Annotated in this window: 27 protein-coding genes; 16 read left to right on the top strand and 11 right to left on the bottom strand. The window is 56.3% G+C overall.

Annotated features, from left to right (window positions below; genetic code table 11):
• Positions 1–58: 58 nt before the first annotated feature.
• Positions 59–1,024, top strand: coding sequence for a hypothetical protein (locus FHS09_RS10985; RefSeq protein WP_183459759.1), 966 nt, complete (start codon positions 59–61; stop codon positions 1,022–1,024).
• Positions 1,025–1,153: 129 nt separating this feature from the next.
• On the opposite strand, the gene FHS09_RS10980 is transcribed toward FHS09_RS10985, so the two are convergent.
• The 3 genes from FHS09_RS10980 to FHS09_RS10970 all read right to left on the bottom strand — a co-directional run bounded on the left by FHS09_RS10980 (position 1,154) and on the right by FHS09_RS10970 (position 2,364).
• Positions 1,154–1,651 (bottom strand): hypothetical protein, encoded by a 498-nt coding sequence (locus tag FHS09_RS10980; protein ID WP_183459757.1) that lies wholly within the window; start codon positions 1,649–1,651, stop codon positions 1,154–1,156.
• Between the two features lie 144 nt (positions 1,652–1,795).
• On the bottom strand, positions 1,796–2,128 hold the full coding sequence (locus tag FHS09_RS10975; RefSeq protein ID WP_183459755.1) for a hypothetical protein: 333 nt from the start codon (positions 2,126–2,128) through the stop codon (positions 1,796–1,798).
• Between the two features lie 2 nt (positions 2,129–2,130).
• Positions 2,131–2,364, bottom strand: a complete 234-nt coding sequence (locus FHS09_RS10970; protein WP_183459753.1) for a hypothetical protein — start codon at positions 2,362–2,364, stop codon at positions 2,131–2,133.
• 320 nt (positions 2,365–2,684) lie between these two features.
• Here FHS09_RS10970 and FHS09_RS10965 point away from each other — a divergent pair, with 320 nt between their 5' ends.
• The 5 genes from FHS09_RS10965 (at position 2,685) to FHS09_RS10945 (ending at position 5,502) form a co-directional block, all read left to right on the top strand.
• Positions 2,685–3,608 (top strand): M14 family metallopeptidase, encoded by a 924-nt coding sequence (locus tag FHS09_RS10965; protein ID WP_183459751.1) that lies wholly within the window; start codon positions 2,685–2,687, stop codon positions 3,606–3,608.
• Between the two features lie 211 nt (positions 3,609–3,819).
• Positions 3,820–3,945, top strand: coding sequence for an RNA-binding protein (locus FHS09_RS23385; RefSeq protein ID WP_425487768.1), 126 nt, complete (start codon positions 3,820–3,822; stop codon positions 3,943–3,945).
• 30 nt (positions 3,946–3,975) lie between these two features.
• Positions 3,976–4,203, top strand: coding sequence for a UPF0175 family protein (locus tag FHS09_RS10955; protein ID WP_183459749.1), 228 nt, complete (start codon positions 3,976–3,978; stop codon positions 4,201–4,203).
• A gap of 753 nt (positions 4,204–4,956) precedes the next feature.
• Entirely contained in the window at positions 4,957–5,133 is a 177-nt protein-coding gene (locus FHS09_RS10950; protein ID WP_183459747.1) for a hypothetical protein, read from the top strand.
• A 174-nt stretch (positions 5,134–5,307) separates the two neighbouring features.
• A complete protein-coding gene (locus tag FHS09_RS10945; protein WP_221191940.1) occupies positions 5,308–5,502 on the top strand; it encodes a hypothetical protein in 195 nt (64 codons plus the stop codon).
• Between the two features lie 47 nt (positions 5,503–5,549).
• Here the strand turns inward: FHS09_RS10945 and FHS09_RS10940 are convergent, their stop codons facing one another.
• Entirely contained in the window at positions 5,550–5,765 is a 216-nt protein-coding gene (locus FHS09_RS10940) for a hypothetical protein (RefSeq protein ID WP_183459745.1), read from the bottom strand.
• 116 nt (positions 5,766–5,881) lie between these two features.
• Positions 5,882–6,151: a hypothetical protein gene (locus FHS09_RS10935; RefSeq protein WP_183459743.1), complete on the bottom strand. Its 270-nt coding sequence runs from the start codon at positions 6,149–6,151 to the stop codon at positions 5,882–5,884.
• A gap of 338 nt (positions 6,152–6,489) precedes the next feature.
• On the opposite strand from FHS09_RS10935, the gene FHS09_RS10930 reads away from it, so the two are divergent.
• Positions 6,490–6,858, top strand: a complete 369-nt coding sequence (locus FHS09_RS10930) for a hypothetical protein (RefSeq protein WP_183459740.1) — start codon at positions 6,490–6,492, stop codon at positions 6,856–6,858.
• Positions 6,859–6,931: 73 nt separating this feature from the next.
• Here FHS09_RS10930 and FHS09_RS10925 read toward each other — a convergent pair whose 3' ends face one another.
• Positions 6,932–7,630 (bottom strand): hypothetical protein, encoded by a 699-nt coding sequence (locus tag FHS09_RS10925; protein WP_183459738.1) that lies wholly within the window; start codon positions 7,628–7,630, stop codon positions 6,932–6,934.
• Between the two features lie 305 nt (positions 7,631–7,935).
• Here FHS09_RS10925 and FHS09_RS10920 point away from each other — a divergent pair, with 305 nt between their 5' ends.
• Positions 7,936–8,355, top strand: coding sequence for a hypothetical protein (locus tag FHS09_RS10920; protein ID WP_183459736.1), 420 nt, complete (start codon positions 7,936–7,938; stop codon positions 8,353–8,355).
• A gap of 148 nt (positions 8,356–8,503) precedes the next feature.
• Here the strand turns inward: FHS09_RS10920 and FHS09_RS10915 are convergent, their stop codons facing one another.
• The 4 genes from FHS09_RS10915 to FHS09_RS10900 form a co-directional block, all read right to left on the bottom strand.
• The gene (locus FHS09_RS10915) at positions 8,504–10,645 is read right to left on the bottom strand and encodes a TonB-dependent siderophore receptor (protein WP_183459734.1); all 2,142 of its coding nucleotides are present in this window, start codon (positions 10,643–10,645) and stop codon (positions 8,504–8,506) included.
• 984 nt (positions 10,646–11,629) lie between these two features.
• Positions 11,630–11,839 carry a helix-turn-helix domain-containing protein gene (locus FHS09_RS10910; RefSeq protein ID WP_183459732.1) on the bottom strand — a complete coding sequence of 70 codons (210 nt, stop codon included), beginning with the start codon at positions 11,837–11,839 and terminating at the stop codon, positions 11,630–11,632.
• Between the two features lie 184 nt (positions 11,840–12,023).
• A complete protein-coding gene (locus tag FHS09_RS10905) occupies positions 12,024–12,998 on the bottom strand; it encodes a Tle-like phospholipase domain-containing protein (protein WP_183459730.1) in 975 nt (324 codons plus the stop codon).
• A 14-nt stretch (positions 12,999–13,012) separates the two neighbouring features.
• On the bottom strand, positions 13,013–13,738 hold the full coding sequence (locus FHS09_RS10900; RefSeq protein WP_183459728.1) for a YopT-type cysteine protease domain-containing protein: 726 nt from the start codon (positions 13,736–13,738) through the stop codon (positions 13,013–13,015).
• A gap of 895 nt (positions 13,739–14,633) precedes the next feature.
• Between FHS09_RS10900 and FHS09_RS10895 the strand changes: the two genes are divergently transcribed.
• The 3 genes from FHS09_RS10895 (at position 14,634) to FHS09_RS10885 (ending at position 19,213) form a co-directional block, all read left to right on the top strand.
• On the top strand, positions 14,634–14,870 hold the full coding sequence (locus FHS09_RS10895; protein ID WP_183459726.1) for a hypothetical protein: 237 nt from the start codon (positions 14,634–14,636) through the stop codon (positions 14,868–14,870).
• A 263-nt stretch (positions 14,871–15,133) separates the two neighbouring features.
• Positions 15,134–17,350, top strand: a complete 2,217-nt coding sequence (locus tag FHS09_RS10890) for an OsmC domain/YcaO domain-containing protein (protein ID WP_183459724.1) — start codon at positions 15,134–15,136, stop codon at positions 17,348–17,350.
• A gap of 366 nt (positions 17,351–17,716) precedes the next feature.
• The gene (locus FHS09_RS10885) at positions 17,717–19,213 is read left to right on the top strand and encodes a bifunctional 2-methylcitrate dehydratase/aconitate hydratase (RefSeq protein WP_183459722.1); all 1,497 of its coding nucleotides are present in this window, start codon (positions 17,717–17,719) and stop codon (positions 19,211–19,213) included.
• Positions 19,214–19,362: 149 nt separating this feature from the next.
• On the opposite strand, the gene FHS09_RS10880 is transcribed toward FHS09_RS10885, so the two are convergent.
• Positions 19,363–20,298 (bottom strand): porin, encoded by a 936-nt coding sequence (locus tag FHS09_RS10880; RefSeq protein WP_183459720.1) that lies wholly within the window; start codon positions 20,296–20,298, stop codon positions 19,363–19,365.
• 276 nt (positions 20,299–20,574) lie between these two features.
• On the opposite strand from FHS09_RS10880, the gene FHS09_RS10875 reads away from it, so the two are divergent.
• From FHS09_RS10875 to FHS09_RS10855, 5 genes are all read left to right on the top strand, one after another.
• Positions 20,575–23,055: a DNA internalization-related competence protein ComEC/Rec2 gene (locus FHS09_RS10875; protein WP_183459718.1), complete on the top strand. Its 2,481-nt coding sequence runs from the start codon at positions 20,575–20,577 to the stop codon at positions 23,053–23,055.
• A 153-nt stretch (positions 23,056–23,208) separates the two neighbouring features.
• On the top strand, positions 23,209–24,024 hold the full coding sequence (locus FHS09_RS10870; RefSeq protein ID WP_183459716.1) for a hypothetical protein: 816 nt from the start codon (positions 23,209–23,211) through the stop codon (positions 24,022–24,024).
• A 93-nt stretch (positions 24,025–24,117) separates the two neighbouring features.
• Positions 24,118–24,909, top strand: a complete 792-nt coding sequence (locus FHS09_RS10865; RefSeq protein WP_183459714.1) for a hypothetical protein — start codon at positions 24,118–24,120, stop codon at positions 24,907–24,909.
• 424 nt (positions 24,910–25,333) lie between these two features.
• Positions 25,334–25,951: a MotA/TolQ/ExbB proton channel family protein gene (locus FHS09_RS10860; RefSeq protein WP_183459712.1), complete on the top strand. Its 618-nt coding sequence runs from the start codon at positions 25,334–25,336 to the stop codon at positions 25,949–25,951.
• A 5-nt stretch (positions 25,952–25,956) separates the two neighbouring features.
• The gene (locus tag FHS09_RS10855; protein ID WP_183459710.1) at positions 25,957–26,391 is read left to right on the top strand and encodes an ExbD/TolR family protein; all 435 of its coding nucleotides are present in this window, start codon (positions 25,957–25,959) and stop codon (positions 26,389–26,391) included.
• The last annotated feature ends 42 nt before the right edge of the window (positions 26,392–26,433 follow it).

Raw genomic sequence — 26,433 nt, 5'->3', positions numbered from 1 at the left:
ATTAACTGCGATGTGCTGCACTAAGCGTTGTCATATAAAGCAAAGAAAGTGAAGTTTCATGGATAATCCCGCAAAGTTACGCATGGCTTCTGCCCGCTGTCTGGTTTGCAATGAACCTATCTCGAATTCCTGCCATTCGCCGAAAAAGAACCCAGAGTTTTCGATTTGTCAAGAGCCACAGTGCCGGCAGTTTATGGAGCAGTGTCGATCACTGCCGGAACGCCTGTTCAATATGAAACTGGCGTTTCATCGGCAGCTGATCCGCGACCGGAAACTTGCGCAAGCTGAAAGGGAGAGAAAAATTCAGGCGCGAATTCTGCAAGAAGAAAACGAAAATGATACCTTATTCCAGGCTGCCTTGAGGAAGACGTCTGGCCTATCAGAACAAAATACCTATTTGATGGTCGTCCCCACAGGGCGCGTCGGAAGTGTGCCGGCGATGCCCGATCGCATTCAAAACTATCGTGAGCATTTGCAGAAAGTGGTTGAACAGGCGGAGGTTTCCGATGATAAACCAGAAATGGTTCTGGATCAGAACTTTTCCGCCGCAGAGACAGACAGAGCGCATCAAGAAATGTTTCTACACCGACCTCAGCTCAAGCCCATCAGTGATAACTTGTGTTACCTGTGCAAAGGGGCATGTTGCTCATCTGGGCAGGACCACGCATACCTGTCTCCGATGGTTCTGCGTCGCTTTATGGAGGCTAACCCAGACCTGAGTGGGGAAGAAATTGTGTCAATGTACGTATCCAGGGTTGCGCCAGAGGTTATAGAAAATTCCTGTATTAACCATACGGAAAATGGATGCAGCCTTCCAAGATATCTACGCTCGGATATTTGTAATGCATATTTTTGCGATCCGATTCTGAATTACCACCGGGAATGTGAGAAGGAAGAGACAACAAAAACAGTTTTTGCCATTCAGCGGGAGTATATTTCTGCGGGAACTATGGATCCGGATGCCGACAATGATGTGATTGTCGCGGCTATAGTAAACAGCGAAGGTGTTGAGCCTTTCGGGTAGGGTCGCTTTTATGCATATATTTTTGTCATGCCCGGCTTTACCCCTGTGTCAGGCATTCGTAGTGCGCAGCGGCTTTGGGGCGTTGTTTCATGGCTTGGGAAGGTGCTGTGAGGCGATATCAGGTTAGGCCTATTTACGTGGAGACATTTCCCGCCCCGTGGGATCGGTTTCAAGGACAGACCCATGAAGCGCGCTGATTGTAATCGGCGTTGGCTCGAAATCTTTCGTTGTTTCCACAAGCGTCCACCCGATAGACTCTAGATTGGGCTCCATGATGGCCGGGTCATCAAGGAGATAGCAGAAATCGAACAGGAGTTCTGCCTGCATACCGCGAACAAGATCGACGATATCTTCGCGGGAGACCCCTGCCGCCAGTATTCGGTCCACAGCATGTCCAACACCTGCATATGGAGCATTGGGGTCCTGCTTTGCAGCATCGATATTCGCGTCTATCCTGCTGTCGTCATCTTCAGATATCACTCGCTCCCAGGCTTGGCGCAGGAACAGGAAGCGATAGAGCTGATTGACACCCATTTCGGCTTGTGATTTGGCCCAGGATTCAGGGTCGGGCGCCCCCAATTGGCGGAACAGGTCGGTTAGTGATTGCTGATTCATTGGCTGAGACACAGGTTCCTCCTGAATTTATAGCGGTGTGTGTGACAATATTGTCATGCTATTACCTACGTGCGACATCTGGTGCTTCACAGAGCGGTGAGCAAGAAATTCCGATCGATATATTTTCTAGCCCGCGAACAACCGAAAGATAGAATTTTACTGACCCTTGTCCCGCTCAGCTTCATAGCCGTTACTCACGAAATAGCCGTTTAGCGAATGAAATATGTATTCCGCCCAAGCTTCGATTCCCTCCCGCTCCAGTATCGGGACACCTTTGCCGCCGTCATCAGCCATCACATCCAGCATCCTCCAGTAGAAAGTGGATAAGGCTTCTACTTCGCGGCTGTCTTTTATACCGCGATTTTCGAGGATAGATCTCGCTTTCCCATCCCTCATTTTGTCGGCGTAGTGAAGGAGAATGGTCTCTTCTTCCGGATACTTGTACCCAATTATAGAGAGTACTTTGCCTCCCTGATTACTGATATTCAATCCTATAATGGCTCTCGGGAAAAATTGAGAATGCCTTCTCCAAATTTTTCAACCGCATTTTCTTTTAGTGGGTTTAAAAGAAGTCGAACCTCAATAAGATCATTTCCAATGTCTGCCACTTCATCTTCGTCATCGGATGTGTTGCACACTTTTGACATGCGCGCTTCCATTTCCATAAGCGCTTCGAGCACTATCTTTAACTCGGATTCCGCTAGTTCAAGTTTAAATTGACTCATACGGCTTTGCCTTCTTTCTTAAATACTCGTGTAGCCCTAAGTGCCATTTCTTCCAGCAACCCTTTGTACTTTTCTATTGGCATATTTTCAGCTTAGGGGGAGGAGGTATACTACAAGCTTCTTCTATTATTGCCGGGCTGATCCTTTAGTCGGACCGATGTTACTCACAGCCTGACCGACGCGCAATACGCACTTATGAACATTTGAATTTGATCACCGTGTGGCTTAGGCGGGCGGCGCCGGCTTGACCGCCTTCGCGGCGTTTCGGGCCGAGTGTTAGAATACCCGCCAACCTCGGTCATCAGTGGAGAACAAGCGATATGAACACGGCCCCCGCATCCTATCCAATCGGCACCCCCGGCACTCCCTGGGGCGACGCGGAGCGCGCCGAGTGGTTGTCGCGACAGACCCGTCAACGCAGCTACGAGTCGGACGTATTGAGTGTGATCGAGCGCCTGCGCCCGCGCTTCGACGTGGAAGAGTACGGCCGTCTGGGCTATGGCCCCGACAGCTATCCGCTGTTCGCGATCCGCAGCCGCGACTGGCGCGACGACCTGCCCGTGGTGCTGGTGACGGGCGGCGTGCACGGCTACGAAACCAGCGGTGTACACGGCGCGCTGCAGTTCGTCGAACAGCATGGGTTGGATTACGCAGGCCGCGTCAACCTGCTGGTCGCGCCCTGTGTCAGCCCCTGGGCCTACGAGCGTATCCATCGCTGGAACCCGCACGCAGTCGACCCGAACCGCTCGTTCCGCGAGGGCAGTCCGGCCGAGGAGTCGGCGGCGCTGATGCGACTGGTGGCGCCCGTCCGCGATCGTGCGCTGTTGCATATCGACCTGCACGAGACCACCGATACCGACGAAACCGAGTTCCGCCCCGCGCTGGCCGCCCGCGACGGCAAACCGTTCGCGCCGGGCGGGATACCCGACGGCTTCTATCTGGTCGACGACAGCGAGAACCCGCAGTCCGGGTTCCAGCAGGCGGTGATCGCGGCGGTGGAGCAGGTCACCCATATCGCCCCGGCCGATGGCAACGGCGAGATCATTGGCTCGCCGGTGGTCGCGCCGGGCGTCATTGAGTACCCGCTCAAGGAGCTCGCTCTTTGCGCGAGCATCACCAGCGCCCCCTACAAAACCACCACCGAGGTCTACCCCGACAGCCCCCGCGCGACTCCCGAGCAATGCAATACCGCGCAGACTGTCGCGGTGTGTGCGGCGATCGACTACGCGTTGGCGCACCGATAAGAGGTGCAAGAATCGGCGGCTGCGCGGCCTAGCGCGGCCCGGCCCGGCCGGCGGATCGCCTCCATCGACGATCAAAAGTCGCCGATACCCTGGGCGAGTACGGCTTCAGTGCCCTGGCCCTGCATGACGGCCTCGAGCAGCGCGATCGCGACCGGACCCTGGTGACATCCTCGGTGCCCTGACCTGGGAAGATGGCATCGCCGGCGATCAGGTGGGCTCGATCAAGGTGAAGGAGTGCAGTACCGATGTCGCCGTGAGCCGCGATTTGGCCAGGATCGCGCTGCAGAAACTGCGCGCGGGTAAGCTCAACATTTTTAGAGTGGCGCGAAACGATTGAAGTGTGATTCTCTCCAAGGGGGGGTGGTTTATGAAATTGGACGTGAATGATGAAGTTGCCGAGTGTTTAGGTCTTGACGAGAAAGAGTTGCTAGAGGTCTTGGCGATAGCTCTATACAAGCTGGAAAAAATCAACGGTGTTCAGGGAGGAAAAATTACTGGTACCTCAGAAATTGAGTTCCACGGTATCTTGGGTAAGTACGGTCAGTTCATCAACTACGATGAGGGCGAATTGGAAACGGACTTGAAGAATTTATAGAGTTGCTAAGTCGCGGTCGGGGATGTTGATCCGCTGTTTCACGTACCATGCCGCCTTAATTGGTTCAATCGTACTATTTGGCGATTTTCTGCTGTGGGTAGGCTATTGACTATTACTTGAAACGACGGTTAATTAAGATTTAAATGACATTCTCATTGGCCGGCGCAGTAAACAAGGAGTGTGCGAATGATTTCACCGTCTGGATTTTTAAATGCATCGAAGCGTTTTGAACAATTGCGGTCAATTGCTCGAGAGGTAACTTCCGAGAATCTTTCGGAAATATATCATGATTATGCGAGTATTCGATTGGCGGGAATCGATTCGGAGGCATTGAGATGTTCGGAGACATGGCTTGACCATGAGTGTTCTCGGCCGCGAGCCGAATGGAGTTGGAGCGAAGCGGCCAAAATTTATCGCCAACGCCACCCAAAGCGCTTCGAACTATCAATTTGGTATGACGATAAGCTCTGCGGGCTGTCTTATGGTCGTCCGTCTTATGCCAGTACCAGAATGAGGATCGAGCTTATCGAAGGTGCTCCGCGAGCGGGAAATCCATTGGGCCCAAGGCGAGTAGTACCTATTACAATAATGAATGCCACCGCGTATGCTGGAATATTGGGCGCTAAAGAACTAAGGATCATGAGGCCCGCTAGAGCGCTAATTGGATATTATGAGAGCCTCGATTTTACTTATGTAGAGTCGACAGGAGCGGAGCACTTTCCAGACTACCTTTTTAAGGTGTTGAGGTGAATTATGAAAGATGATGATCGTAAAATGTCTGAGGAAGAAAAACTTCTCAGAGAGAAGGCCAAGAAAGCGTTAAAGAAAAATGTTACTCCCCCGTATTCACCAGATGATGAAGGCGGTGTTTCCGCAGGACCGCTGTCGAAAGATAAAATGAAAAAACAGGCTGAAGATGATGAGCAGTGAAACAAATGACACTCAGGCGATCAGAAGCGCCAAGCAAGCGCTGATCCTCAACAAGGTAAAACCACAGGCTACCGCTCAACGAACTAAAAGCGATAACAATAAAGCCCGTTCTGAAGTGAAGAAACCGTAATCGTTTTTGGCAGAAAATCGGTTGTCAAGCCTTTTTCCTTGTGAATGAATGGGCTCACCCATATCGCCCCGGCCGATGGCAACGGCGAGATCATCGGCTCGCCGGTGGTCGCGCCGGGCGTCTATAAGACCACCACCGAGGTCTACCCCGACAGCCCCCGCGCGACTCCCGAGCAATGCAATACCGCGCAGACTGTCGCGGTGTGTGCGGCGATCGACTACGCGTTGGCGCACCGATAAGAGGGACAGGAATCGGCGGCTGCGCGGCCCATCGCCTCCGCCGACGATCAAAAGTCGCCTCGATCCACGACTGTGCCGGCATTCGTCAGCACTCCGGCCGCCTGCTCAGGCGCGCGCCGATCACCCCAAAGGCTAAACAGAGGCTGGGTCCGTTCACTGGCGGGCTCGGCGGAGAATGCGGTCACCAGATCCAGGGAGGCGCTGGAGCCACTGCTGAGTGTGGTGCGCGTGGATGGCCGTCCGGTGGATGTGGAGGATTTCATGCGGCTGCGCCGGGCGGGGCTGTGGACATCGTCGCCAGAAGATACTGGTGTGGCCCGGTGTCCGGGTCGCGCAGTTGCGCGTGGCGCTGATCGTGGAAGTACTGCTGGTTAAATCGCTAACGATTTTTAACGATCAACCGGATTTCATTGTTACCCGGGAACAGTTGCTCGACAAATGCTACCGCTCGATTCAGGTCCGCCCAGCGGTGTGGCTCATTTCGGGTAGTGATTAACTGGGAAGCTTTTTCAGCACCGCGAGCGCTCAACACAAATTCAATCTGGTAATAGCGTTTACCTTCGTGCCTCACACGGACCAGCTTCAGGCTGGAAACCTTGGCTCCACCCTCTATCAAAAGCGTCGTTTCGCGAGTTGTCAGCGCCTGCATCGTAGAGCTATCAATCGATCATGTGAACACCCTCTGTATTGTGAATATTCTCAATGCATGATAGCTATCACCGTTTTATCAAAATAGCGTATTTTGATTGATCAATATCGTATATTTTGATAAATGTCTCTTCGTAAAAGAGTATGAATTTATAGAATAATAAGCTTTTTTCAGGGTCGCCGTTTGGGAGCATCTGTGGATGTAAGTGAGAACTATGTGTTGCTTTGGGGATCGAACGCTCGTGGCTTTCTCCCGCAGAAGGCAACAGGCCAAGCCTGGGCGAAGCTTCAGCGGTAGTTATTTGCTGACGAAGCAGTCAGCCTGCAAGGAGGTGGGATATGGTCGAAATAGACGAGCTGTTAGCAACTATGCGCGGAGTTATCGAAAACGCCAGACGGCTATCCATGGGGCTGTGCGACTTCATCACCGCCGAGTCGCTGTCCATTGCCGATGTGATGTCGGATTGGTTTGATCAGTGCCCGTCAAAAGATAGGCCAATTAGCGAACAGGCCATTGCGCGGTTTGTCGAACAACGCCAAACTGCTACGCGCATCAAGGCATCCCGACTTTTTTCAGGGATAGAACTAGCGATACTGGACGATTGGCAGGCGCTGGAAATCAAAGCATTAACATTCTCTCTGAATGCGCTATTGAAAGCCCCCTTGCGTATTCCGGCGAACGTGAACACCCATTCCGGAGCTTTGTGAATATCCGGACCTCCCAAGGAAGCGAGGGGCCGTTTGATGGGTGTCCAAAAGCACTCTCATCCACCCTACGGGCTCAGGGAATTCCATATTTTTCTGCCAGCCGGTCAATATCTGACTCGGATCTGGAAGCCTTGGGGCATTTCATCCTGAACCACAGACTTGACTCACTACTCATGTCACTGGGGTCCGATTTTTTGACTTCCCAACAGCGATCCCCCTGTTGAACAAAGGTACCAGTGGTGGTCGTGTACTCGGTATCTCTGGACTTGAATTTGCGAACTTTATTGCGCTCTCGAGCCAGTTTCTTCTCCAGCTTCGGGTCGAAAACCGTGGACCGGCTTTTGGCCCCAGAATCAGCGGGTATATCCATAGACCTGGTGCCCGCCGTCGAAGGGGTCTCGGGTTTGGGCGTCGACTTGCTCTGTATCTCCGCATCGGGCCGGGAGGGAGCAGGAGGTCGTCCCGCCTCAGCCTTATTGGACTTTTCCGCACTGCGGCGTTCAGGCTTCCGGGGCTTCGCCGGGGTGGTAGGATGGTCGGTGTTTGGTGCTTGTGAGGCTTCAGTATTCTTACTGCTTAACAAAATAATTTTGAGTGGATATTTATTGCTTGCCGCCGTCCCTGGAAGCAGTGGAACCAGTGATACTGGAATGGTGATCAGCGCTGCGTGCACGCCAAGCGCAATAGTCAAAGAAATCGCCAGACGCCAGGTATCCGATGTCTCGCTGCCGGTGCGCAAAGGAATTGTTGTGCTGAAGTCCATCGGTATCACAGTGCTTTCCGCAGTGGAGCTGGTCAAAGTCCTGTATCGAAGGACAACTGATGATCGGGCGGGGTTGCAGATATGACCCGCGAGGGTTTAAAAAGTTCTTCGCCTCATCAGGTATAATCCTCTCGCTCTCAGTATTGATGAAAGAACAGGAATCTGAGTTAAGAAGGTCATTCGTGCCAACTGTCGTTTTAGTTCCAAACAGGATGGAACACTACACTGGCAAATCGAGTACGTTACCAGTGCGATACACTATCGAAAGTCCACCAGGAAGCTCCCGGCAAACCATGAACAGGTGTTACGCGAATATGAGCGAAGAATTTAAATTTAAAGACAGGGCATTTCTGGTTGGTTCAGCGCTATTTGCAGGAGTTTTTCTAATCCTCAGAGGGTTAGAAATATTGACGCCTGAAAATTCAGCAAAGAATGCGCCTAACTGGATCTTCTTTGCTGCAGGTATCGCGTTTACTGTTGCCGGCATTACGGTAATGGTAAGGAACGCCGGTAGATGGAACGCCTTATCGGCAACTGTTATTTCGTTGGTACTAGGTTCCATTTTTGGCTGGGTTTCTTTGTTTGCTGATGATTCCGGAGCTAGTGGAAGTGTTGCTTTTCTTTCTTTTCTGTCCGGAATCCCGTTTCACAGGATTCTTTTCGGTATCGGGGCAGTCGTTTGCGGCCTGGTTTCTTACTTTGCATTCAGGTCATTTCTCAGAGGCAGCGGCTAACGAAACCTGCATAGGTTCCGGGACTTTGCCCTGTTGCTGGGCATCCTGCCTTTGCGCAGAGTGTGCCCTCATTGTCATCGAAGGGCTTGATTGAATCAATACCAGCGGGCATTGCGGCCCGCCGGCATTCCGCTCTCAGCCAGCCGGCTCAGAGGCTAACGGTGGCTCCCAGCGTCCAGGTCAGCGGCGAGCCAGGCATGGTCCAGAGTTTGTGATAGGAACTCACGTAGTATTCCTCGTCGAGCAGGTTATCGACGTTCATGGTCAATTTCAGCTTGTCGGTGGCCTGGTAGGAGCCCAGCAGGTTGACCAGTGTGTAGGAAGGCAGGGTATAGCTTGGATCGATGGTTTCCCCCAGGCGGTCGTCCACATAGTTCACGCTGGTGCCGAAGGTGGAGGCTTTGCCACCGATGGTAAAGCTTTTCACCAGCATCAGGTTGGCGCTGTTTTCCGGGATGTTGATCAGCGGGCTTCCGGCGGGGATGTCCACGCCCCAGTCTGCGTTGGTGATGTCATTGGTGGTTTCGGCATCGACATAGGCGTAGTTGAACAGCATCCGCAAGGTGTCGGTCAGGTCACCGGTGATATCGATTTCAACCCCCTGGCTCTCCGCTTCACCAAGGGCGGCGGAAAATCCGGAGTGTGCGGGATCGGCGGTGAGAATATTGGATTTTTCCATTTTGAAGAGCGCGATGGTACTGCTCAGGGCGCCGTCGAGTGCAACCAGTTTTGTACCCACTTCGTAGGATTTGCTCTCCTCCGGTTCAAAGGCGGTGCCGAAGAAATCCGCTCCGCTGTTGGGGCGGAAGCCTTCCGAATAACTCGCATAGACGGACAGGGTGTCGCTGGCTTCATATACCAGGCCGGCGCGCGGACTGGTGGCCGTCTGGGACTGGCGGCTATTCACTCCCGACAGGCGGTTTTCAATGTCCTGGCTGAAGTCGTCATAGCGCAGGCCCAGCAGTACTTTCCAGTGTTCGCCCAGGTCGATCTGGTCCTGGAAGTAAAGGCCCCAGGCGCTCTGCTCTTCCAGCCTGTTGGCCAGCGGCGAGCCTTCCGGCGCAACCTGGCCATATACCGGGTTGAATACATCCACCGAGTAGGTCCTGTCACCGGAATCCCAGTCGACGCGCCAGCGGTCCTGCAGGGATTCGAGTTCATATTCGTAGGTGTCGCTGCCCACGATCGTGTGATGGGTGAGCGCACCGGTTTCAAAAGAGCCGGACAGTTCGATGCGGCCGGATGTATCGGTGGCATCGAAATCGCGACAGCGGCGCTGGCGCGAAAGGGGCTGGCCGTCGTTGTTGAGCAGCTGGCGCCCGCCGGAGAGCTCGGGATCTGTGGAGCAGCCCTCGAAGGAGGATGCCCGATAGTTGGCGCCGGCGAGGATAAACCAGTTGTCGTTCAGGTCGTGCTGCAGGACCAGCTGGTGGCCGGTGGCATCGATTTCAGTCGGGCCGTCCCCGGGTTCGCCGTAGAAGTTGGAAACCGGTACTTTGCTGGGATCTCCGTCGATGGCGACGATGCCGCGGTCGAAAGGCGCCTCCTGCTTCAGGTATTCCGCTTCGTAACTGAGAGAGGTGTTTTCGGCGAGCGCCACCAGGAACGACGGGGTCAGGACGGTCTTTTCGGATTCCACGGCGTCGCGGAAGCTTTCACCGTCCTGGCGGGCGCCGTTGATGCGGAAAGCCACCCGGTCGTTCAGGGTATCGGCGTAATCGCCCTCGAAGCGGTAAGTGCCGTAACGTCCGGCGGTCGCACGTAGGTAACCTTCACCCTCGCTCTCGAAACCCGGCTTCCTGGTAACGATATTGATGGTACCGCCGGGCTCGCCGCGGCCGAACAGAGCGGAGCCCGGGCCTTTCAGGACTTCGATGGTTTCGATATTGGAGGCATCCCGGTTGCCGCTGAAGCCGCGGCCGCCGCTGAAGCCGTTGACCAGGTAGCCGGAAGGGAGGTTTTCATCCCCGGCAAAGCCGCGAATCGCAAAGCTGTCCCACAGACCGCCAAAGCTGTTCTGGCGGGCGACGCCCCCGGCGATGTCCAGTGCGCCCTGCAGTTGGACTGCGCCCAGCTCAGCCAGTGTCTCCCCTGAGAGAACCTGGGTTTGCTGGGGCAGGGATTCCAGGGGAGTGTCGCCGCGATAGGCCTGTTTCTGGGCGGTGACGCTGATCTCCTCGACGGTCGATGGAGCCTCCTGGGCCAGTGATTGTTGGGCGAGGGTAAGCCCGAGTGCGGCGGATATCGCGTATGACAGCAGTGTCTTGCCGGGGTTAGGGGGAGTGGGCATGGTAATTTCTCGTGGCGGCGTTAATTCATCGGGTGCGTATTCTTAAACATAACGATTCTCATTTGCAAGTGTTGGCGGCGATTTATTGTGCGCCAAGCAAAACTGCTGACCGTCTCCGCCGTCACAGCGGCGCCAGCGCCTCCACCAGTTGGGGTTGGCTGGCGAGGGAAATGGTGGAGAGGGCGGGGACGGGATTGTTTCGCCATCGACGCCGTGCCCCTCGACGGCTCTTCACCCGCGTGGCCTGGTGGCGCCCTTCTTCGGCGACCAGCCCTCTTGGGTTTGGTGCCCGCTACCGGTTGGCGCCGCGCCGCCGACACTCAGGCGCATGCGCCAGCTGGAACCAGGGCGCGATTTTCCGGCTATGTTACGGCCGTTCAAGCACATGATTGGGTTACAGATGGACGTCTCTGGGACAAGCAAGACGGATGGCGATAAGGTCAGATAGCACGGCCGGCTGTTGATATATACCCGACATCTGTAGGGTGGTGAACCAATAGTTTTACATATAACGTCTATTAATCAGGCTTGTCAGTGCCGTAGATACGAACGACAGCCTTGAGGGGCAATGATGGTATTGGGTGCAAACGTTATGAATCCGGACAATCTGATTTTCGATGCCGATATGAATTCTTTAATCATATTCAACATCACTTTTGCGTCGTGAACATTCACAGAATAATTTGTTATTAACCAGGTCGCCCCAGTGAACTTGGAGTGTAACACCAAATAATTGGATAGGTATCAAGATGGAAACGGTGGCAAAACATGGACCGCCGGGTTAATAATAGCGCAGCACTTTGACGTGTCGCGACAGACGGTATCTACATATCCTGAGTACTTGGCTGCTTCAGCGCCGGGGTTTCCATATCCGGCTCTAAGACCTGCGACTAACCCGACGGTTCCCATGCCCGAGGCTCAAGGGAAGTCCTGCCGTACTGTTCTTCCTCTGGGGCTTTCTTGTGCATCAGTGATTGCAGCAGGTCAATCGAGGATAAGACCGAGTTGCCGCGCCTTCAGGACGGCCTGCGTTCGGTTATCACAGCCAAACAGTTTCAGCAGACCCGAAAATCTGCTGGATACTGGCATGGTGATCCATAGTGGATACAACGACCAGCGGCAGTGCAGGGCGGCTGCCTTGATTTCTTTCAGGCCGTTCAGCCCGTTGGTGCCCGGGATATGGGGAGCCTTCACCGGCGGTTGCTCCACGAGATGGTGCGGGGGGTCCGTCCTGGGGGGTTCGTCGGCATGCACGATTTGCACTGGAAGAAAGTGCTCGAGGTGTTGAAGGATACCAACGGCTTGCGGCAGGCGGCGCTGTGAGCCGAGAGACAGGTGTTATGCGCCCCAGATGTTACTCTAACCCCAGTGTTTGGCATCACATGACAGTTGCTTTGTAATTTTTCTCCCTTGTGGTGTCAATTACACTCAGGTACTCAGCTGCGGTATTATCTCCATCAATAGCCGACAGCTTAATTAAGCTCATTGCAAAATCTCGTATGCTATGCGCTTTAGATGGGCCGTCATCATAAAAATCCATCCAGATGGTTGATTTGCCCAGCTTGTTCGGCTCCCAATCAAATTTAAAATCAGGGTCAAGTCCTTTTCTGAAAGATTCCAGGATTTCTCCTTTTTCATAAACTCGAACCGCATTAAGCGGTTGGGAGTCAGCCAGAGTAAATAAAGAGTAAAGTCTTCCTCTATTGGGGGATGGGTCGAAAACAATCGACTTTGATTTGTCGAAAAATCTTTGTGTAAACTGTGCGAGCCCACCACCAAGAGAGTGCCCAGTAAAAATTACTGAATAAAATTCAAATTCTTCATTTTCGGCTTGATCTAAGATGTCCCTAGAAAAATCAAGAGCCGCATCAAATTGCGTTCTCCCAAAAATTAATGGAGCAAAGGCAAGATTCCCTTTAAAAAAATCTTTCCAAACCGAATCAGTCCCTCTGAAAGCAATAACTATTTCATGGTTTTCGGTCAACCATGCATCTGCGTAGAATCCGATATCATCTTCTTCATTCTGTACGCAGTTACTTTTGTCTGATGAGCATAGAATATTTTTCCAGCCTAAATTTTCAAGCTTGGGGAGTGGTTCTTCGTGGCTTTCTCTTTTGTAAACAACGGAAGATGCAATTGCATGTTTCCATGAGTATTTTGCAAATGTTTTTTCTCGTGAAAGGTACTTGGATACATTTTCGTCATTTGGTGATCCGTACCAGAAACTTTGAAGGATCCTGGTGTCTAAACAGCCATAAGATAAATCTGTTGTGCAATGTGAAGAGTTCGAATCAGCTGCATTTACAAGCGTAAAATAAAACAGCAAAAAAACTGTGAGTAGTGGGCGTTTCATATAGAAATATCCTTCTAGGTAACCCTTTTTGCACAAGGTGCAACATCCCAGAAATGGCCAAAATAACAGGGAAAGTTCTTATACTTTGCACGATAAAACACCGGAAAGAAATTAAAAAAATCCCGTTTTTCTTTAAACCAGTATTCCCCGTAGTTAGGGTCAAAGAAACAGGCGTCACCTTGCGACTTCCATGTTGGCTGTCCCAGCCACACCGCCACGGAGTGTCCAAACATTCGACCGCCAAATGCGACTCTGGCATAGCAGCTTTTATACTTGGCAAGAGCATTAACAATTTCGTTTTCGATCATTGGGCGAAAACTGCGGCCAATGACACCTTCATATATCTGATTATTACCTGGTGACGTCGACCGAATTATCCGTCCATAGCCATAGTCTATTCGAACAGTCCTCTCGAAATTACCACTCGTCCTCAGGTCGTCAATGCCATTATTTCTCAGCCAAAGGGAGATTTGTTCATCCTGCGAAGATGCCCTTTGCGTCCTCCACATGCGATTATCATTGGCAATCTGTCGGAGTTTTTTGATGTTTAGAGGCGCAACCCCACCTGAGCCCAGTTCGTTGACCAGACTATCGTCATGCGCGTGGTCCCGTATCCAGTGTGCGACGAGACCCGCGCAGATCCCCATACTGCGGTAGTGAATCCAGGTTGACATATGTGCTTGAGAAAAGCTCCATTGCCGATATCCATGGTGCGATTCTGCCAGGCGTTTAACATTCATTTAGGATCTCCGCTTATATTTCTATGCGCTGTCTATCGCCATGGATTTAGTTTGGCTGTAGGTTAAGCTATTGTTCTCAAGCCAGTCTCTAATTGCCTGATTCTGGTCAACACCAGCGTATGACCAAACCGAAAAATCCTCACGAATCTTCCTGACCTTTCTACCAAGAAAAGTCGTAAGCAGGGTAGAGATAAAGACTTTCCAGTTTCTTAGCCAACCCGCTTGGAAGGGTGGCCCCTTTCTTTTCTTTGCGTCGCGAATGTAGTGTGCCGCCATTGCCGCACAAATTTCGTGTCCACAATCCGTTGTAGGCAAGATCCGCCATGAACGCTGTGTAAAGCTCCATGTAGTTTTATTTGTTTTTCTTGCGGTATTCAGGTAAGGATATTAAGTGATGAAGAGAGGCGTGGGCAACCCGGTAAATGTAGGGCAGACACAGGAAAGTAGTGTGTTTCACATTTTTTGCTTTTCTGGAGCCGGCAACCGCTATCCTGTACGGCGCTGATTGTCAAGGCATCGACTCAATGCAATGTTCATATAGGCGCCATTTAAAGTCTCCATTTATCCTTTCTACTGAATCCAGCCTTCCTCGAAGCCTCCTGTCGGCGCAGGAACATCAAGCCAGACTTGATCCGGTACCGGCTAGGTCGGCGCTGAAGGCATAGCGCTGGACGCTGGGAGTAATCGGGCTTTGTTGGTCGATAGCGGAAACGACGCTTTGATAGCAATCGATTTGGAGACCGGCGACCGCGCGGTATTGTCCGGGGAGGACCCGGATAATACAGGCGCTCTAATTGGGGCGGGTCCGAGTTTTGGTTCTATCCAATCCGTTGTGGTGGATAGCGTCAATCATCGCGCTTTAATACCGGACTTTTCCAACAGTATGGTAATTGCCGTGGATTTGGCATCCGGTGATCGCAGTGTGATCTTGGGTATCCCCCCAGAGAGCGGTTCTCTGCTCGGCGAGGGACCCGCAGTGGATTCACCGACATTGGCGAGCCTGGACCCGGAGAAGGATGTCCTGTTTGTGCTCAATGCCGGGGACGCCGCCATGGCTATAGATCTGCAAAGCGGCGAGCGCGTGGTATTTTCAGACGGGCCGTTGCTAAACGCCGGAAGTTTTATCGATTAAGCAAGAGGCGCGAATCTGGGGGCCTTATTGTGGATAAATGAAAGCCCCCGGAGTATGACAATTGGAGTCTCCGGCCCCTCACAGGAGGCGGAGCCGGCAGGGACGTGGATGTTATTCAGTGCCTAACCCGGTAGTTCCCTCTGCCGGGCCCGACTGCCAAGTACTCTCTGTGTTCCAATTTGTCGAGACGAAGCGCCCCAAAAGCTGGATAATGCCGCGCCTTAGCTTTATGGCCCGCGATATCCCAGCCCGGTAGTACCCCAATGGAAATCAACGTCAACTTCCTCGACAACCTCAGACTCGAAGCCAAGTTCGATGACTTCACTGTCATCACCGACCAGCCCATCCGCTACAAAGGCGATGGCTCGGCGCCCAGCCCTTTCGACTACTTCCTGGCTTCATCGGCGCTCTGCGCGGCCTATTTCGTTCGCGTTTACTGCCTTTCGCGCAATATTCCGACCCACAATATCCGCCTGTCGCAGAACAATATTGTCGATCCGGAGAACCGCTATAACCAGGTCTTCAAGATCCAGGTGGAGCTGCCGGAGGACATCTCCGAGAAGGATCGGCAGGGCATTCTGCGCTCGATCGACCGCTGCACGGTCAAGAAGGTGATCCAGACCGGGCCGGAGTTCCAGATCGAGACGGTGGAGAACCTGGATGAGGATGCCCAGGCGCTGCTGATGGCGAAGCCGGACAGCGAGCACCGGACCTGTATCGAGGGTAAGGACCTGCCGCTGGAGCAGACCATCGCCAATATGACGGGCATCCTGGCGGACCTCGGTATGAAGATCGAGATCGCCTCCTGGCGCAATATCGTGCCTCATGTGTGGTCGCTGCATGTCCGCGATGCGGCGTCGCCCATGTGCTTTACCAACGGCAAGGGGGCCACCAAGGAGAGCGCTCTGTGTTCGGCGCTGGGCGAGTTTATCGAGCGCTTGAACTGCAATTTCTTCTACAACGACCAGTACTTCGGCGGGGAGATCGCCAACAGCGCCTTTGTCCATTACCCGGATGAGGAATGGTTTGTGCCGGGGCCGGACGACGAACTGCCGGAGGGCATTCTGGATGACTACACGCTGCCCATCTACAACCCGGACGGTGAGCTGTGCGGTTCGAACCTGGTCGACACCAACTCCGGCAGGGCGGACCGCGGTATCTGCGCCTTGCCCTTTGTGCGCCAGTCGGACGGGGAACTGGTGTATTTCCCCTCCAACCTGATCGAGAACCTGTTCCTGAGTAACGGCATGAGCGCGGGCAACACGCTGGCCGAGGCGCAGGTGCAGTGCCTGTCGGAAATCTTCGAGCGGGCGGTGAAAAAGCAGATTATCGAGCAGGAGATTGCGCTGCCCGATGTGCCCCGCGCCGTGCTGGAAAAATACCCGGATATTCTCGAAGGCATCGAGGCGCTGGAGAAGCAGGGTTTCCCGATACTGGTGAAGGATGCCTCCCTGGGCGGCCAGTTCCCGGTGATGTGCGTGACGCTGATGAACCCGAGGACCGGCGGTGTCTTCGCGTCCTTCGGCGCCCACCCGAGCTTCCAGGTGGCGCTGGAGCGCAGCCTCACGGAACTGATGCAGGGCCGCAGCTTTGAGGGCCTGAACGATGTGCCGCCGCCCACCTTCAACAGCCTGGCGGTGACCGAGCCCCACAACTTTGTCGAGCACTTTATCGATTCGACGGGGGTGGTTTCCTGGCGCTTCTTCAGTGCCGAGGCGGATTTCGAATTCGTCGAGTGGGACTTTACCCCCGATGTCAGGTCCGGTGATCACGCGGACACCAATGAGACCGAGGCCAGCCGCCTGTTCAATGTCCTCCGTGACATGGGCAAGGAGGTGTACATGGCCGTGTACGAGGACCTGGGTGCAACCGCCTGCCGGATTCTGGTGCCGGGTTACTCCGAGGTGTACCCGGTGGAGGACCTGATCTGGGACAACACCAATAAGGCGCTGGACTACCGCGAAGACATCCTCAATCTCCACGCCCTGAGCGATGACGAACTGGCTGATCTGGCGGAGCGCCTGGAGGAGAGCCAGATCGACAACTACGAGACGATCACCACCCTGATCGGCATCGAGTTTGACGAGAACACCGTCTGGGGGCAGCTGACGGTGCTGGAGCTGAAGCTGCTGATCCACCTGGCGCTGCAGCGGCACGAGGAGGCGCTGGAGCTGGTGGAGACTTTCCTGCAGTACAACGACAACACGGTGGAGCGCGGGCTCTTCTATCGCGCGGTGCAGGCGGTGCTGGAAATTGCGCTGGATGACGGGCTCGAATTGGATGATTACATCGTGAACCTGCGGCGTATGTTTGGTGAGGGGCCCATGGATGCGGTGGTCGGCTCGGTTAATGGCACTGTGCGCTTCCATGGCCTGACTCCCACCAATATGCAGCTGGAAGGGCTGGATAAACACCTGCGTCTGATCGAGAGCTATAAGAAGCTGCATGCGGTGCGTGCCGCCAAGGCGGGGCTTGGTTGAGGGGTGTGCTGCACACGGGCCCGCTTCGCGAGTGTGCGGGCCGGCGCATCCTGGTAGATATCCTGTTCTAAATCGGACTTTTCTGGAGTCGGCATGCCAGCGTAAGCCGGCATCCAGTTCGGGGGCACCTGGGTTCCGGCATGCGCCGGAACGACGAGAGTGCTGGGGGTTCCGAAGGCCGCTCGCGACAGCTCAGGCGCAATTATCTATTCTTATAGTGTTTAAATTGCGCTGTAGGAGCGGCCCATGGCCGCGACAAAGGGGCGAGCGCCATGGATGGCGCGAGTCATAGCCGAGCCGGGGCTCGGCGCTCCCGGCGATCGCGGCCAACGGCCGCTCCTACACAAACGTCGGAAGGAATCGAAAATGAGCGCTACTGTGGAGCAGAATATCCGTCCGGATTACGACCGGGAGATTCGGGACATCGCCGACTATGTGCTGAACTACCAGATCGATTCGGAAGAAGCCTGGGATACGGCGCGCAACTGTCTGATGGATACCCTCGGCTGCGGCCTTTTGGCGCTGCGTTTTCCCGAGTGCACCAAACACCTGGGGCCGATCGTCGAGGGCACTGTGGTACCCAACGGCGCGCGGGTGCCCGGCACCCGGTTTCGCCTGGACCCGGTGAAAGCGGCCTGGGATATCGGCTGTATCGTGCGCTGGCTGGATTACAACGATACCTGGCTGGCGGCAGAGTGGGGCCATCCGTCGGACAACCTGGGGGCGATTCTCGCGGTGGCGGATTATCTGTCGCAGAAACGCATCTCGATGGGCACAGAGCCGTTGGTAATGCGCGATGTTCTGGAGGCCATGATCAAGGCGCACGAGATCCAGGGAGTGCTGGCGCTGGAAAACAGTTTCAACCGCGTGGGTCTGGATCATGTGTTGCTGGTGCGGGTGGCTTCCACAGCGGTGGCCGCGAAGCTGAAAGGCGGGAACCGCAAACAGGTTATGGCTGCGCTGTCCCACGCCTGGGCGGATGGCGGCGCGCTGCGCACCTACCGCCACGCTCCCAACGCGGGCTCCCGCAAGTCTTGGGCCGCGGGTGATGCCACTTCCCGCGCCGTGCGCCTGGCGGATATCGCCATGCGCGGTGAAATGGGCATTCCCGGTGTGCTGACCGCAAAGCAGTGGGGTTTCTACGATGTGTGTTTCAGCGTTACCAACGCGGATCACAAACTGAAAGCCGCGGAAGATCGCCGGTTCAAATTCCAGCGGGGCTCTTCACCTGACTACGGCAGCTACGTGATGGAAAACGTGTTGTTCAAGATTTCCTTTCCGGCGGAATTCCACAGCCAGACCGCCTGTGAGGCGGCGGTGATTCTCCATCCGCAGGTGAAGGACCGCATTGATGAGATCGACAGGATCGCAATCACCACGCACGAATCCGCGATCCGCATCATTTCCAAGGAGGGACAACTCGCCAATGCCGCGGACCGCGACCACTGTCTGCAGTATATGACTGCGGTGCCGCTATTGTTTGGCAACTTGGTGGCGGAGCACTATGAAGACAGCTTCCACGATGCGCATCCGGAGATCGACCGGCTGCGGGAGAAAATGGAAGTCGTCGAGGACAAGCGCTATTCGGAGGAATATCTCCACCCGGACAAACGCTCCATCGCCAATGCGGTGCAGGTGTTTTTCAAAGACGGCTCGTCGACAGAAAAAGTGGAAGTGGAATATCCCATTGGTCATCGCCGCCGGCGGAAGGAGGGGATTCCGCTGCTGGAGAAAAAATTCCGGGACAGTTTGGAGACCCGTTTTCCGCCTGGTCGCTGTGAGGGGATCTTTGCCCGGTGCAAGGACCGGAAGGCGCTGGAGCAAACGCCAGTGCACGAATTTATGGATTTGTTTGTGATCTAGGAAATCCTCGTCATACCGGCGCAGGCCGGTATCCAGTTCGGAGGCGCCTGGATTCCGGCCTGCGCCGGAATGACGAAAGTACCCTATATAGGGGCGCCCAAACGAAAGAGGCGGCCAGTGGCCGCCTCTTTCGTACCGTTCAAGTTCGATCAGAACTTGAACTCGGTACCGATACCAGCGTAACTGCGCTCGTAATCGTTCGCCGCGGTTTCATCGGTATAGAAACCGAACACCTTGGCCGCAGCGGACAGCTTGTAGTCCACACCCAGGCTGTAGGTTTCCGCCTCGGCTACCACGATATCGGATTCGCCGTATTGGGCCTTGAGGGTCCAGGCGCTGATCTTGTAGGCGGCGGAGGCCATCCAGCCATCCTGTTCGCTGCCGTCGGGTAGCTCCTGCTCTTCGTAGAGGGCGCCGACCTGCACCGGGCCAATGTTGTACTGGGCTACAAGGCGCTGTACATCCCAGTCGTTGGCTTCCACGTCCTGGTCGTAGGCGTAGGCCAGGTAGACGCCGTAGTTATCGTAGGCGAGGGACACGGAAGTGCCGTTGTCGCGGGTGTCGATGACATTGCCCAGCTCGTCTTCGATCTCCTGATCGCGATTGCTGATATAGGCCGTGGACAGCTTGAAGCCGGCGAAAGAGGGCGTGGTGTACTGCAGGTTGTTGGATTCGCGGTTGTCACTCTTGGTGATTACGCTCTTGATATCGCCTTCCAGGTCGTTGAACAGATCGACCTTGTTCTGTGCCACCTTCAGTGGAGTATCGAACTTGCCACCGATCACCTGACCGAAACCGCCCTCCAGGCCCGCGTAGATGTTGCGCTGCTCAAAGGTTTCCTCGGCTTCCCCATCGATATCCACCTGGTACTCCATCTTGTAGATACCCTTGATACCGTTGTCGAAGGGCAGCTCGCCCTTCACGCCCAGGCGGGAGGCGTTGCTCTTGATATCGGTATTGGAGCCTTCGCCCTCGTCGGCGGATTGAAAGTCCACATTGGCCTTGCCGTAGAACTCGAATACCTCGGCGCTGGCCAGGGCCGGAGTCAGGGCGACGATGGCCAGGGAGATTGCGGTCTTTTTCATCGGTCGTCTCGCACAGTTATGATTTTTGGAAAAGAGGCGGATGCTGTCCGGGCACCCGGTCTCTAGTTGGTGCGGATTCTGCGAGCCGAATATTACAAGAGTGTTAAAGATGGCACTTTTCTTAAAAAATTGTGACTGCAGGGTGCCAGCTTATACAGGAAAGGCATTTTATTCGGTCCGATGATGCTGAATAGAGACCCAAGGGCAGCCCCTGTTTTGCGACAGGCCGGAAAATCTGGCACAACGAACGCTTCGGCACAGGATGTGGACTGACATATGCAATGGTTGGTGGGGCAGTGGGCGGCGGGCGCAAGAACGGCGGAAGGGCGGAATTCGCTTTCGCCGACCCTGTTGCTTTGGAGCTACGCCCTGGCGATCGCTGCCGTGGGCTGCCTGCCCCGGATTCCCCCGCCCATATTCCTCGCCACACTGGCCGTCGCGCTCCTCTGCTGCGCCCTGTTGCTGCAGTCCCGCCGGCGCCTTGTGCCGCTGCTTCTGGCGGTATTTGCCGGGGCGGGGTGGGGCAGTTGGCACAACCGGCAGGCACTGGCGGAACGCCTGCCGCTCAGTGCCCACGGTGCCGACTTCCTGTTACAGGTCGAAGTGGCTTCCCTGCCGGAGAGCCGGGTCTCCGCCCTCCGCGAGGGCGATTCCGAGGCCGCGATTAATCTGCGCTTCAGCGCGCGGGTGCTGGGACAGCTGGAAGGCGGCGAACTTTCGTCGCCGCCCCAAGGGCAACTGCTGGATCTCACCTGGTACCGGGCGGATGCCGACATCCGCCGTCAACTGCGCGCCGGCAGCCGCTGGAATTTGCCGGTGCGCCTCAAGCGCCCCCGCGGCAGCGTCAATCCCCACGGTTTTGATTACGAGGGCTGGCTGCTGCGCCGCGGCGTTTACGCCACCGGCTATGTGCGCCCAGGGGATCACACGCCGCAATTTCTCGACAGCTTCAAGGGCCTGCCGGCGATGCGCCACTGGCTGCGGGACCGGCTGGTGGAGCAGCCGGCGCGGCGCCCGGAGCTGCTGCGCGCGCTTCTGCTCGGTGATCGCAGCGGGCTGGACAGCGACGACCGCCGTTTGCTGCGGGAGACGGGCACCGCGCACCTGTTGGCGATTTCCGGCCTGCATGTGGGCATGGTGGCCGGCTTCTTCCTGCTGATCGGCAATCTGCTGGGGCGCCTTATCGGCGCGGTGACCGGGACATCGCTCTTCGCGCCGGCGGTGTTTCTCGCCCTGGCCGGCTCCCTGGGCTACACGCTGCTGGCGGGGGCGCCGCTGTCCGCACAGCGGGCCCTGGCGATGACCTGGGTGTTGCTGCTCGCCTGGCAGTGGCGGCGCAGAATCGGTCCCGGTCTCGCCTACAGCCTGGCGTTGGCGCTGGTATTGACGCTGCAACCGCTGGCATTTTTCGGCGCCGGTTTTTGGCTCTCCTTTATCGCCGTGGGAGCGCTGCTGCTTGCTTTCAGCCATCGCGTGCGGCTGCGGCGGGACACGGACGATACCGAACCGGGGTACGCTCGCCGGATGGGTCGCGGTTTTGCCGGCCTGTTGTTCAGCCAGTGGGTGGTGACGCTGGCATTGCTGTTGCCCTCATTGGTGTTTTTCTCCGGTTTCAGCCTCGCCGGGATGTTGATGAACCTGGTGGCGATCCCCTGGTTGGGTCTGCTGATACTGCCGATGCTGCTGCTGGGTACCCTGTTGATCTGGACTCCGGTGAGCGGTTGGTTTATCGGCTTTGCCGGCTGGCAACTGGATCTGTTGATGGGGTTTCTCGAACAGGGCCGCAGCATGCTGCCGGCCTGGCAGACACTGGCTCTGCCGCTGGGAACCTTCGGCCTGTTTCTGGCGGCGCTGGGTGTGTTGCTGTTGCTGCTGCCCGCGGGATTACCCGGGCGCCGGTTGGGCTGGCTGTTTCTGTTGCCGCCGCTGCTGCCGTTTCTGCCCCAGGTAAATGGAGAGGATGACCTGCGGGTGACTGTGCTGGACGTGGGGCAGGGGCTGGCGGTGGTGCTGCGCACGCGTCAGCAGCGCCTGCTCTACGACACCGGGCCTCTGTCCGGATCAGGTTGGAGCGCGGGCAGCCAAATAATTGCACCCTATCTCCTAGGGGAGGGTATACCGGTGCTGGATACGGTTGTGGTCAGCCACGGCGACCGGGATCACGCCGGTGGCTTCGTCGGGCTGGTGGAAACCATACCACCTGGCCGGGTCATCGCTCCCGGCCTCCTGACTGACAGATTCAACAACTTTCCGCAGCGGACGACGGCCAACTGCAGGGCTGGTGAGAAAGAAACGCTGGGTGATCTCAATCTGCTGTGGCTCTGGCCTGAAGACGGGGAGGTCTCGGGGGAGGAGAACGACCACAGCTGCGTGGCCCTGGTCGAGTGGCGCGGTGTGCGCCTCCTGTTGGCCGGGGATATCTCCAGTGGGGTTGAGCAGCAGCTCGCCCTGCGCTATCCGGACCTGCCGCCGGTGGATCTCCTGCTCGCGCCACATCACGGTTCCCGAAGTTCCTCCTCGGCTGTGTTTATTCGCTGGGCGCAACCGGCGAACGCGATCTTCAGTGCCGGTTTCCGCCACCACTTCGGCCACCCGCATCCGGAGGTGGTGGAGCGCTATCGCAATGCTGGCGCCCGTATCTGGAATACCGCAAGCAGCGGTGCCGTCACCTTCTCATGGTCGGGGGCGAAAGAGCCTCGGATTTCGCTGGCCCGCGACGCCGGGCGCTTCTGGTATCGCAAATCCGCCGACAAATAACTGCTCAATTTTTGTGCAAAAAATGCACAGGGCATACTTTGTTCCGGGCACGATGAAACTGAGAGGTGGATCGCGGTGTAATACCGCGCCTGTGCTAAGGTTCGGGGAGTTTGAGTGGCAAGAAATATCGAATTGGAAGTATCAGGTTTTTGCATGAATAAAAAAGTACTTTGCAGCGCGATGCTGTCGTTGGCGGCTGCGCTCACCAGTCACGCCTCCAGTGCATCGGAGTGGAAATACACCCTGGGAACCGATATCAGCAGTGGCGACTACGGCGATACCTCCGAAACCGAAATCGTCAGCACCCCCTTTACCGTCAGCTACTCGCCATCGGCCAGCTGGACCTTCAAGGCTTCTCTGCCGTGGACACAGATCGAGGGACCGGGCGGGGTGGTTCCCGGCGGCGATGGCGGCGTTGTTGTCGGGGGTGGCAATGGCCGCGGTAACGGCAATGGTGGGGATACCGAAACCGGGATCACCCGGGAGTCGGGCATCGGCGACCTGTGGCTCACCGGTACCTACAGCCTGGAGCCGGTGGCGGAGCGCTGGTTCTTCGATCTGTCCGCCAAGTACAAGGTGCCCACCGCGGATGAGGATAAGGGCCTGGGGACCGGCGAAGCGGATTACACCCTGCAGGCCGAGGTCTTTACCCTGGTCGGCGATTTCACCCCCTTCGCCACTGTGGCGCGCAAGTTCAAGGGCGACCTGCCGGAAACGGAAATCAGGGATGTCTGGTACACCTCGGTGGGCAGCGGTTATCGCCTGAACGAGCAGAACAGTGTGGGCGCATCGCTGGACTACCAGCAGGCGACCACCGACGGCAGCGATCCGTCTACAGAGCTTTTCGGCTATTTCAATCACAAGTTGAACGCCCAGTGGAGCGGCATGGTGTACGCCTATCTGGGCCTCGCGGATGGCAGTCCGGATCAGGGTTTTGGATTTCAGGTGAGTTATCGCCCCGACAATTAATTTTTTTGAACTGCCGGGAACGTTTCGAAGCGGATATACGTGTTAAGTATGACGCCCCCGGTGGGTCAATCAATTGAACTGGAGAAGACAACGATGAGAATGCCATTCAAGACCCGCCTGCTGCCGGCAGTGTTGGCCGGGATGCTGGTGGGAAATTTCGCCTGGGCCGATGAGGATATGCCGGAAACCGATGCGGCGGATACCGAAGTCGTGGAGTCGGTTGCCGAGGTACCCTCCGGCAAGATTGCCGGTTTCTTCAGCGACTTCCTCGGCGGGGAAGAGCAATCCCAGGCCACGGTGGAGGGTCTTCGCGGTGGCTCGATCAGCTATCAGCCGCCGGAAGATACCGGGGATGGTGCAGAAGGCGACGCGGTCGAAGATGTCGCCGATGGCGATACCGATGTTGACGAAGTCGAGGGCGAAGCCGGCGAGGCGGCCGCTGGAATGGGCTACGGCAATGTGTTTATCACCCTGGCGCTGGCGGAGCAGTTGGCTATGTCCTCTACCGCCGAGGCCGTTGGGGAGGCCGGTATGACGCCGGAGGAATCCCTGAACGAGGTGCTCTACCTGCGCCAGGTCGAGGGTATGGGCTGGGGCCGGATCGCGAAAGAGCTGGGCGTGAACCTCGGCGAGGTGATCAGCGGCATCCGCTCCAACCACCCCGACAAGGTGGAAAGTACCAAGGCCGAGAAAATGGCCAAGGCAGACAAAGGGATGCGGTCGGAAAGAGCACTCAAGGTGGAGAGGGTCGACAAGGTTGAGAAGGTGGCCAAGCTCGAGCGACCCGAGCGCCCGGAGAAACTGGAGCGCCCAGAGAAAGTGCAGCGTCCGGAAAAAGTGGAGCGGCCGGAAAAACCCGCGCGCCCGGAGCGTCCATCGCGCTAAGTTAGTAGCGCCCGCGACGCGAAGGCCGCCGGCAGCAATGCCGGCGGCTATTTATTCGGGCCGTCCCTGGCTCGGAACGCCGAACCGCTCACCCTACGGGCAGCCTTAGGCTGTGCAAAACGGCAATCCTGCCGTTTTGTTATTCGGGCCGTCCCTGGCTCGGAACGCCGAACCGCTCACCCTACGGGCAGCCTTCGGCTGCGCAAAACGGTAATCCTGCCGTTTTGTTATTCGGGCCGTCCCTGGCACGCCGAATCGCTCACCCTACGGGCAGCCTTCAGCTGCACAAAACGGCAATCCTGCCGTTTTGTGGTATCGCCGTCACATAGAAGAAAAAGACGCCCCCGCGGTCTTAGCTGCCGTCGCCGGCTGTGGTAGAGTCTTCATCCGAATTTCCTCTTCCGCAGCCTGGGACCTAAGAAAAGTGTTGGAAATAATAAAATCCGGCGGCTGGTTGATGCTGCCCATCCTGCTCTGTTCCGTTGCCGTCATCGCCATCTGTATCGAGCGCCTGTGGACCCTGAATCCACACAGAATTGCCCCCCGCACCCTGCTGGGTGAAGTCTGGGGGTGGTTGAAAAACAATCAGATCAGTGGCGACAAGCTTAAGGAGCTGCGGGATTCCAGTCATCTGGGCCGCATCTTCGCCGCCGGCCTGTCCAACTCCCGCCACGGCCGCGATGTGATGAAGGACAGTATCGAAGAGGCCGCCAGCCAGGTGGTACACGAACTGGAACGCTTCCTCGGCGCTCTCGGCACCATCGCCGCGGTGGCGCCGCTGATCGGCCTGCTGGGGACGGTGGTGGGGATGATCCAGGTGTTTACCGCGATCATGCTGGAGGGTACCGGCAACGCCGGCGTGCTCGCCGGTGGTATCTCCCAGGCGCTGATCACCACTGCCGCCGGCCTCACCGTGGCAATTCCCGCGCTGATGGCGCACCGCTACTTCCAGCGCCGGGTGGACACTATCGTGGTCACTATGGAGCAGGAGGCCGTCAAGCTGGTGGATGCGCTGCACAGCGACCGCCGTATCGCGGAGTAGCTGTCATGCAATTCCGCCGTCAAGCCCGGGAGCAGGATGGAGTCAACCTCACGCCGCTGATCGACGTGGTGTTCCTGCTGCTGATTTTCTTTATGGTCTCCACCACCTTTACCAAGGAGAGCCACCTGAAGCTGGACCTGCCGGAAGCGGCGGGGCCCCAGGCGGACAACCCGCCCAGGACCATCGAGGTGGTGATCAATGCGGATGGCTCCTACGCAGTGGACGGCCGCGCGCTGATCAACAAAAAGCTGGCCACCCTGAAATCGGCGCTGTCGGAAGTTTCCGCGGGCGAGTACAATCGCCCACTCGTTATTACGGCCGATGCCATTGCCCAGCACCAGGCCGTGGTCCGTGCCATGGATGCCGCCGGCCAGTTGGGTTTCGTCCATCTGAGCATCACGACGCGGCAGCCCTCCGGAGAGCAGGAAACGGGGGATTGAGTCTCTTTTTTTCCTCATTCTGTTTTTGTGGTCTGAAACAAA

Source organism: Microbulbifer rhizosphaerae (assembly GCF_014191725.1).
Lineage (GTDB): Bacteria > Pseudomonadota > Gammaproteobacteria > Pseudomonadales > Cellvibrionaceae > Microbulbifer > Microbulbifer rhizosphaerae.
Note: the sequence above shows the minus strand (reverse complement) of the source record. Positions and strands in the feature narration are given on the sequence as shown.

Bases quoted from the DNA above. Each gene is read 5' to 3' on its own strand.
- FHS09_RS10865 (WP_183459714.1), top strand. From the start codon at position 24,118: ATGAGAATGCCATTCAAGACCCGCCTGCTGCCGGCAGTGTTGGCCGGG.
- FHS09_RS10905 (WP_183459730.1), bottom strand. From the start codon at position 12,998: ATGAAACGCCCACTACTCACAGTTTTTTTGCTGTTTTATTTTACGCTT.
- FHS09_RS10930 (WP_183459740.1), top strand. From the start codon at position 6,490: ATGGTCGAAATAGACGAGCTGTTAGCAACTATGCGCGGAGTTATCGAA.
- FHS09_RS10890 (WP_183459724.1), top strand. From the start codon at position 15,134: ATGGAAATCAACGTCAACTTCCTCGACAACCTCAGACTCGAAGCCAAG.
- FHS09_RS10920 (WP_183459736.1), top strand. From the start codon at position 7,936: ATGAGCGAAGAATTTAAATTTAAAGACAGGGCATTTCTGGTTGGTTCA.
- FHS09_RS10870 (WP_183459716.1), top strand. From the start codon at position 23,209: ATGAATAAAAAAGTACTTTGCAGCGCGATGCTGTCGTTGGCGGCTGCG.
- FHS09_RS10885 (WP_183459722.1), top strand. From the start codon at position 17,717: ATGAGCGCTACTGTGGAGCAGAATATCCGTCCGGATTACGACCGGGAG.
- FHS09_RS10970 (WP_183459753.1), bottom strand. From the start codon at position 2,364: ATGAGTCAATTTAAACTTGAACTAGCGGAATCCGAGTTAAAGATAGTG.
- FHS09_RS10880 (WP_183459720.1), bottom strand. From the start codon at position 20,298: ATGAAAAAGACCGCAATCTCCCTGGCCATCGTCGCCCTGACTCCGGCC.
- FHS09_RS10945 (WP_221191940.1), top strand. From the start codon at position 5,308: ATGAATGGGCTCACCCATATCGCCCCGGCCGATGGCAACGGCGAGATC.
- FHS09_RS10915 (WP_183459734.1), bottom strand. From the start codon at position 10,645: ATGCCCACTCCCCCTAACCCCGGCAAGACACTGCTGTCATACGCGATA.
- FHS09_RS10855 (WP_183459710.1), top strand. From the start codon at position 25,957: ATGCAATTCCGCCGTCAAGCCCGGGAGCAGGATGGAGTCAACCTCACG.
- FHS09_RS10900 (WP_183459728.1), bottom strand. From the start codon at position 13,738: ATGAATGTTAAACGCCTGGCAGAATCGCACCATGGATATCGGCAATGG.
- FHS09_RS10985 (WP_183459759.1), top strand. From the start codon at position 59: ATGGATAATCCCGCAAAGTTACGCATGGCTTCTGCCCGCTGTCTGGTT.
- FHS09_RS10875 (WP_183459718.1), top strand. From the start codon at position 20,575: ATGCAATGGTTGGTGGGGCAGTGGGCGGCGGGCGCAAGAACGGCGGAA.
- FHS09_RS10955 (WP_183459749.1), top strand. From the start codon at position 3,976: ATGAAATTGGACGTGAATGATGAAGTTGCCGAGTGTTTAGGTCTTGAC.
- FHS09_RS10965 (WP_183459751.1), top strand. From the start codon at position 2,685: ATGAACACGGCCCCCGCATCCTATCCAATCGGCACCCCCGGCACTCCC.
- FHS09_RS10950 (WP_183459747.1), top strand. From the start codon at position 4,957: ATGAAAGATGATGATCGTAAAATGTCTGAGGAAGAAAAACTTCTCAGA.
- FHS09_RS10940 (WP_183459745.1), bottom strand. From the start codon at position 5,765: ATGAAATCCTCCACATCCACCGGACGGCCATCCACGCGCACCACACTC.
- FHS09_RS10935 (WP_183459743.1), bottom strand. From the start codon at position 6,151: ATGCAGGCGCTGACAACTCGCGAAACGACGCTTTTGATAGAGGGTGGA.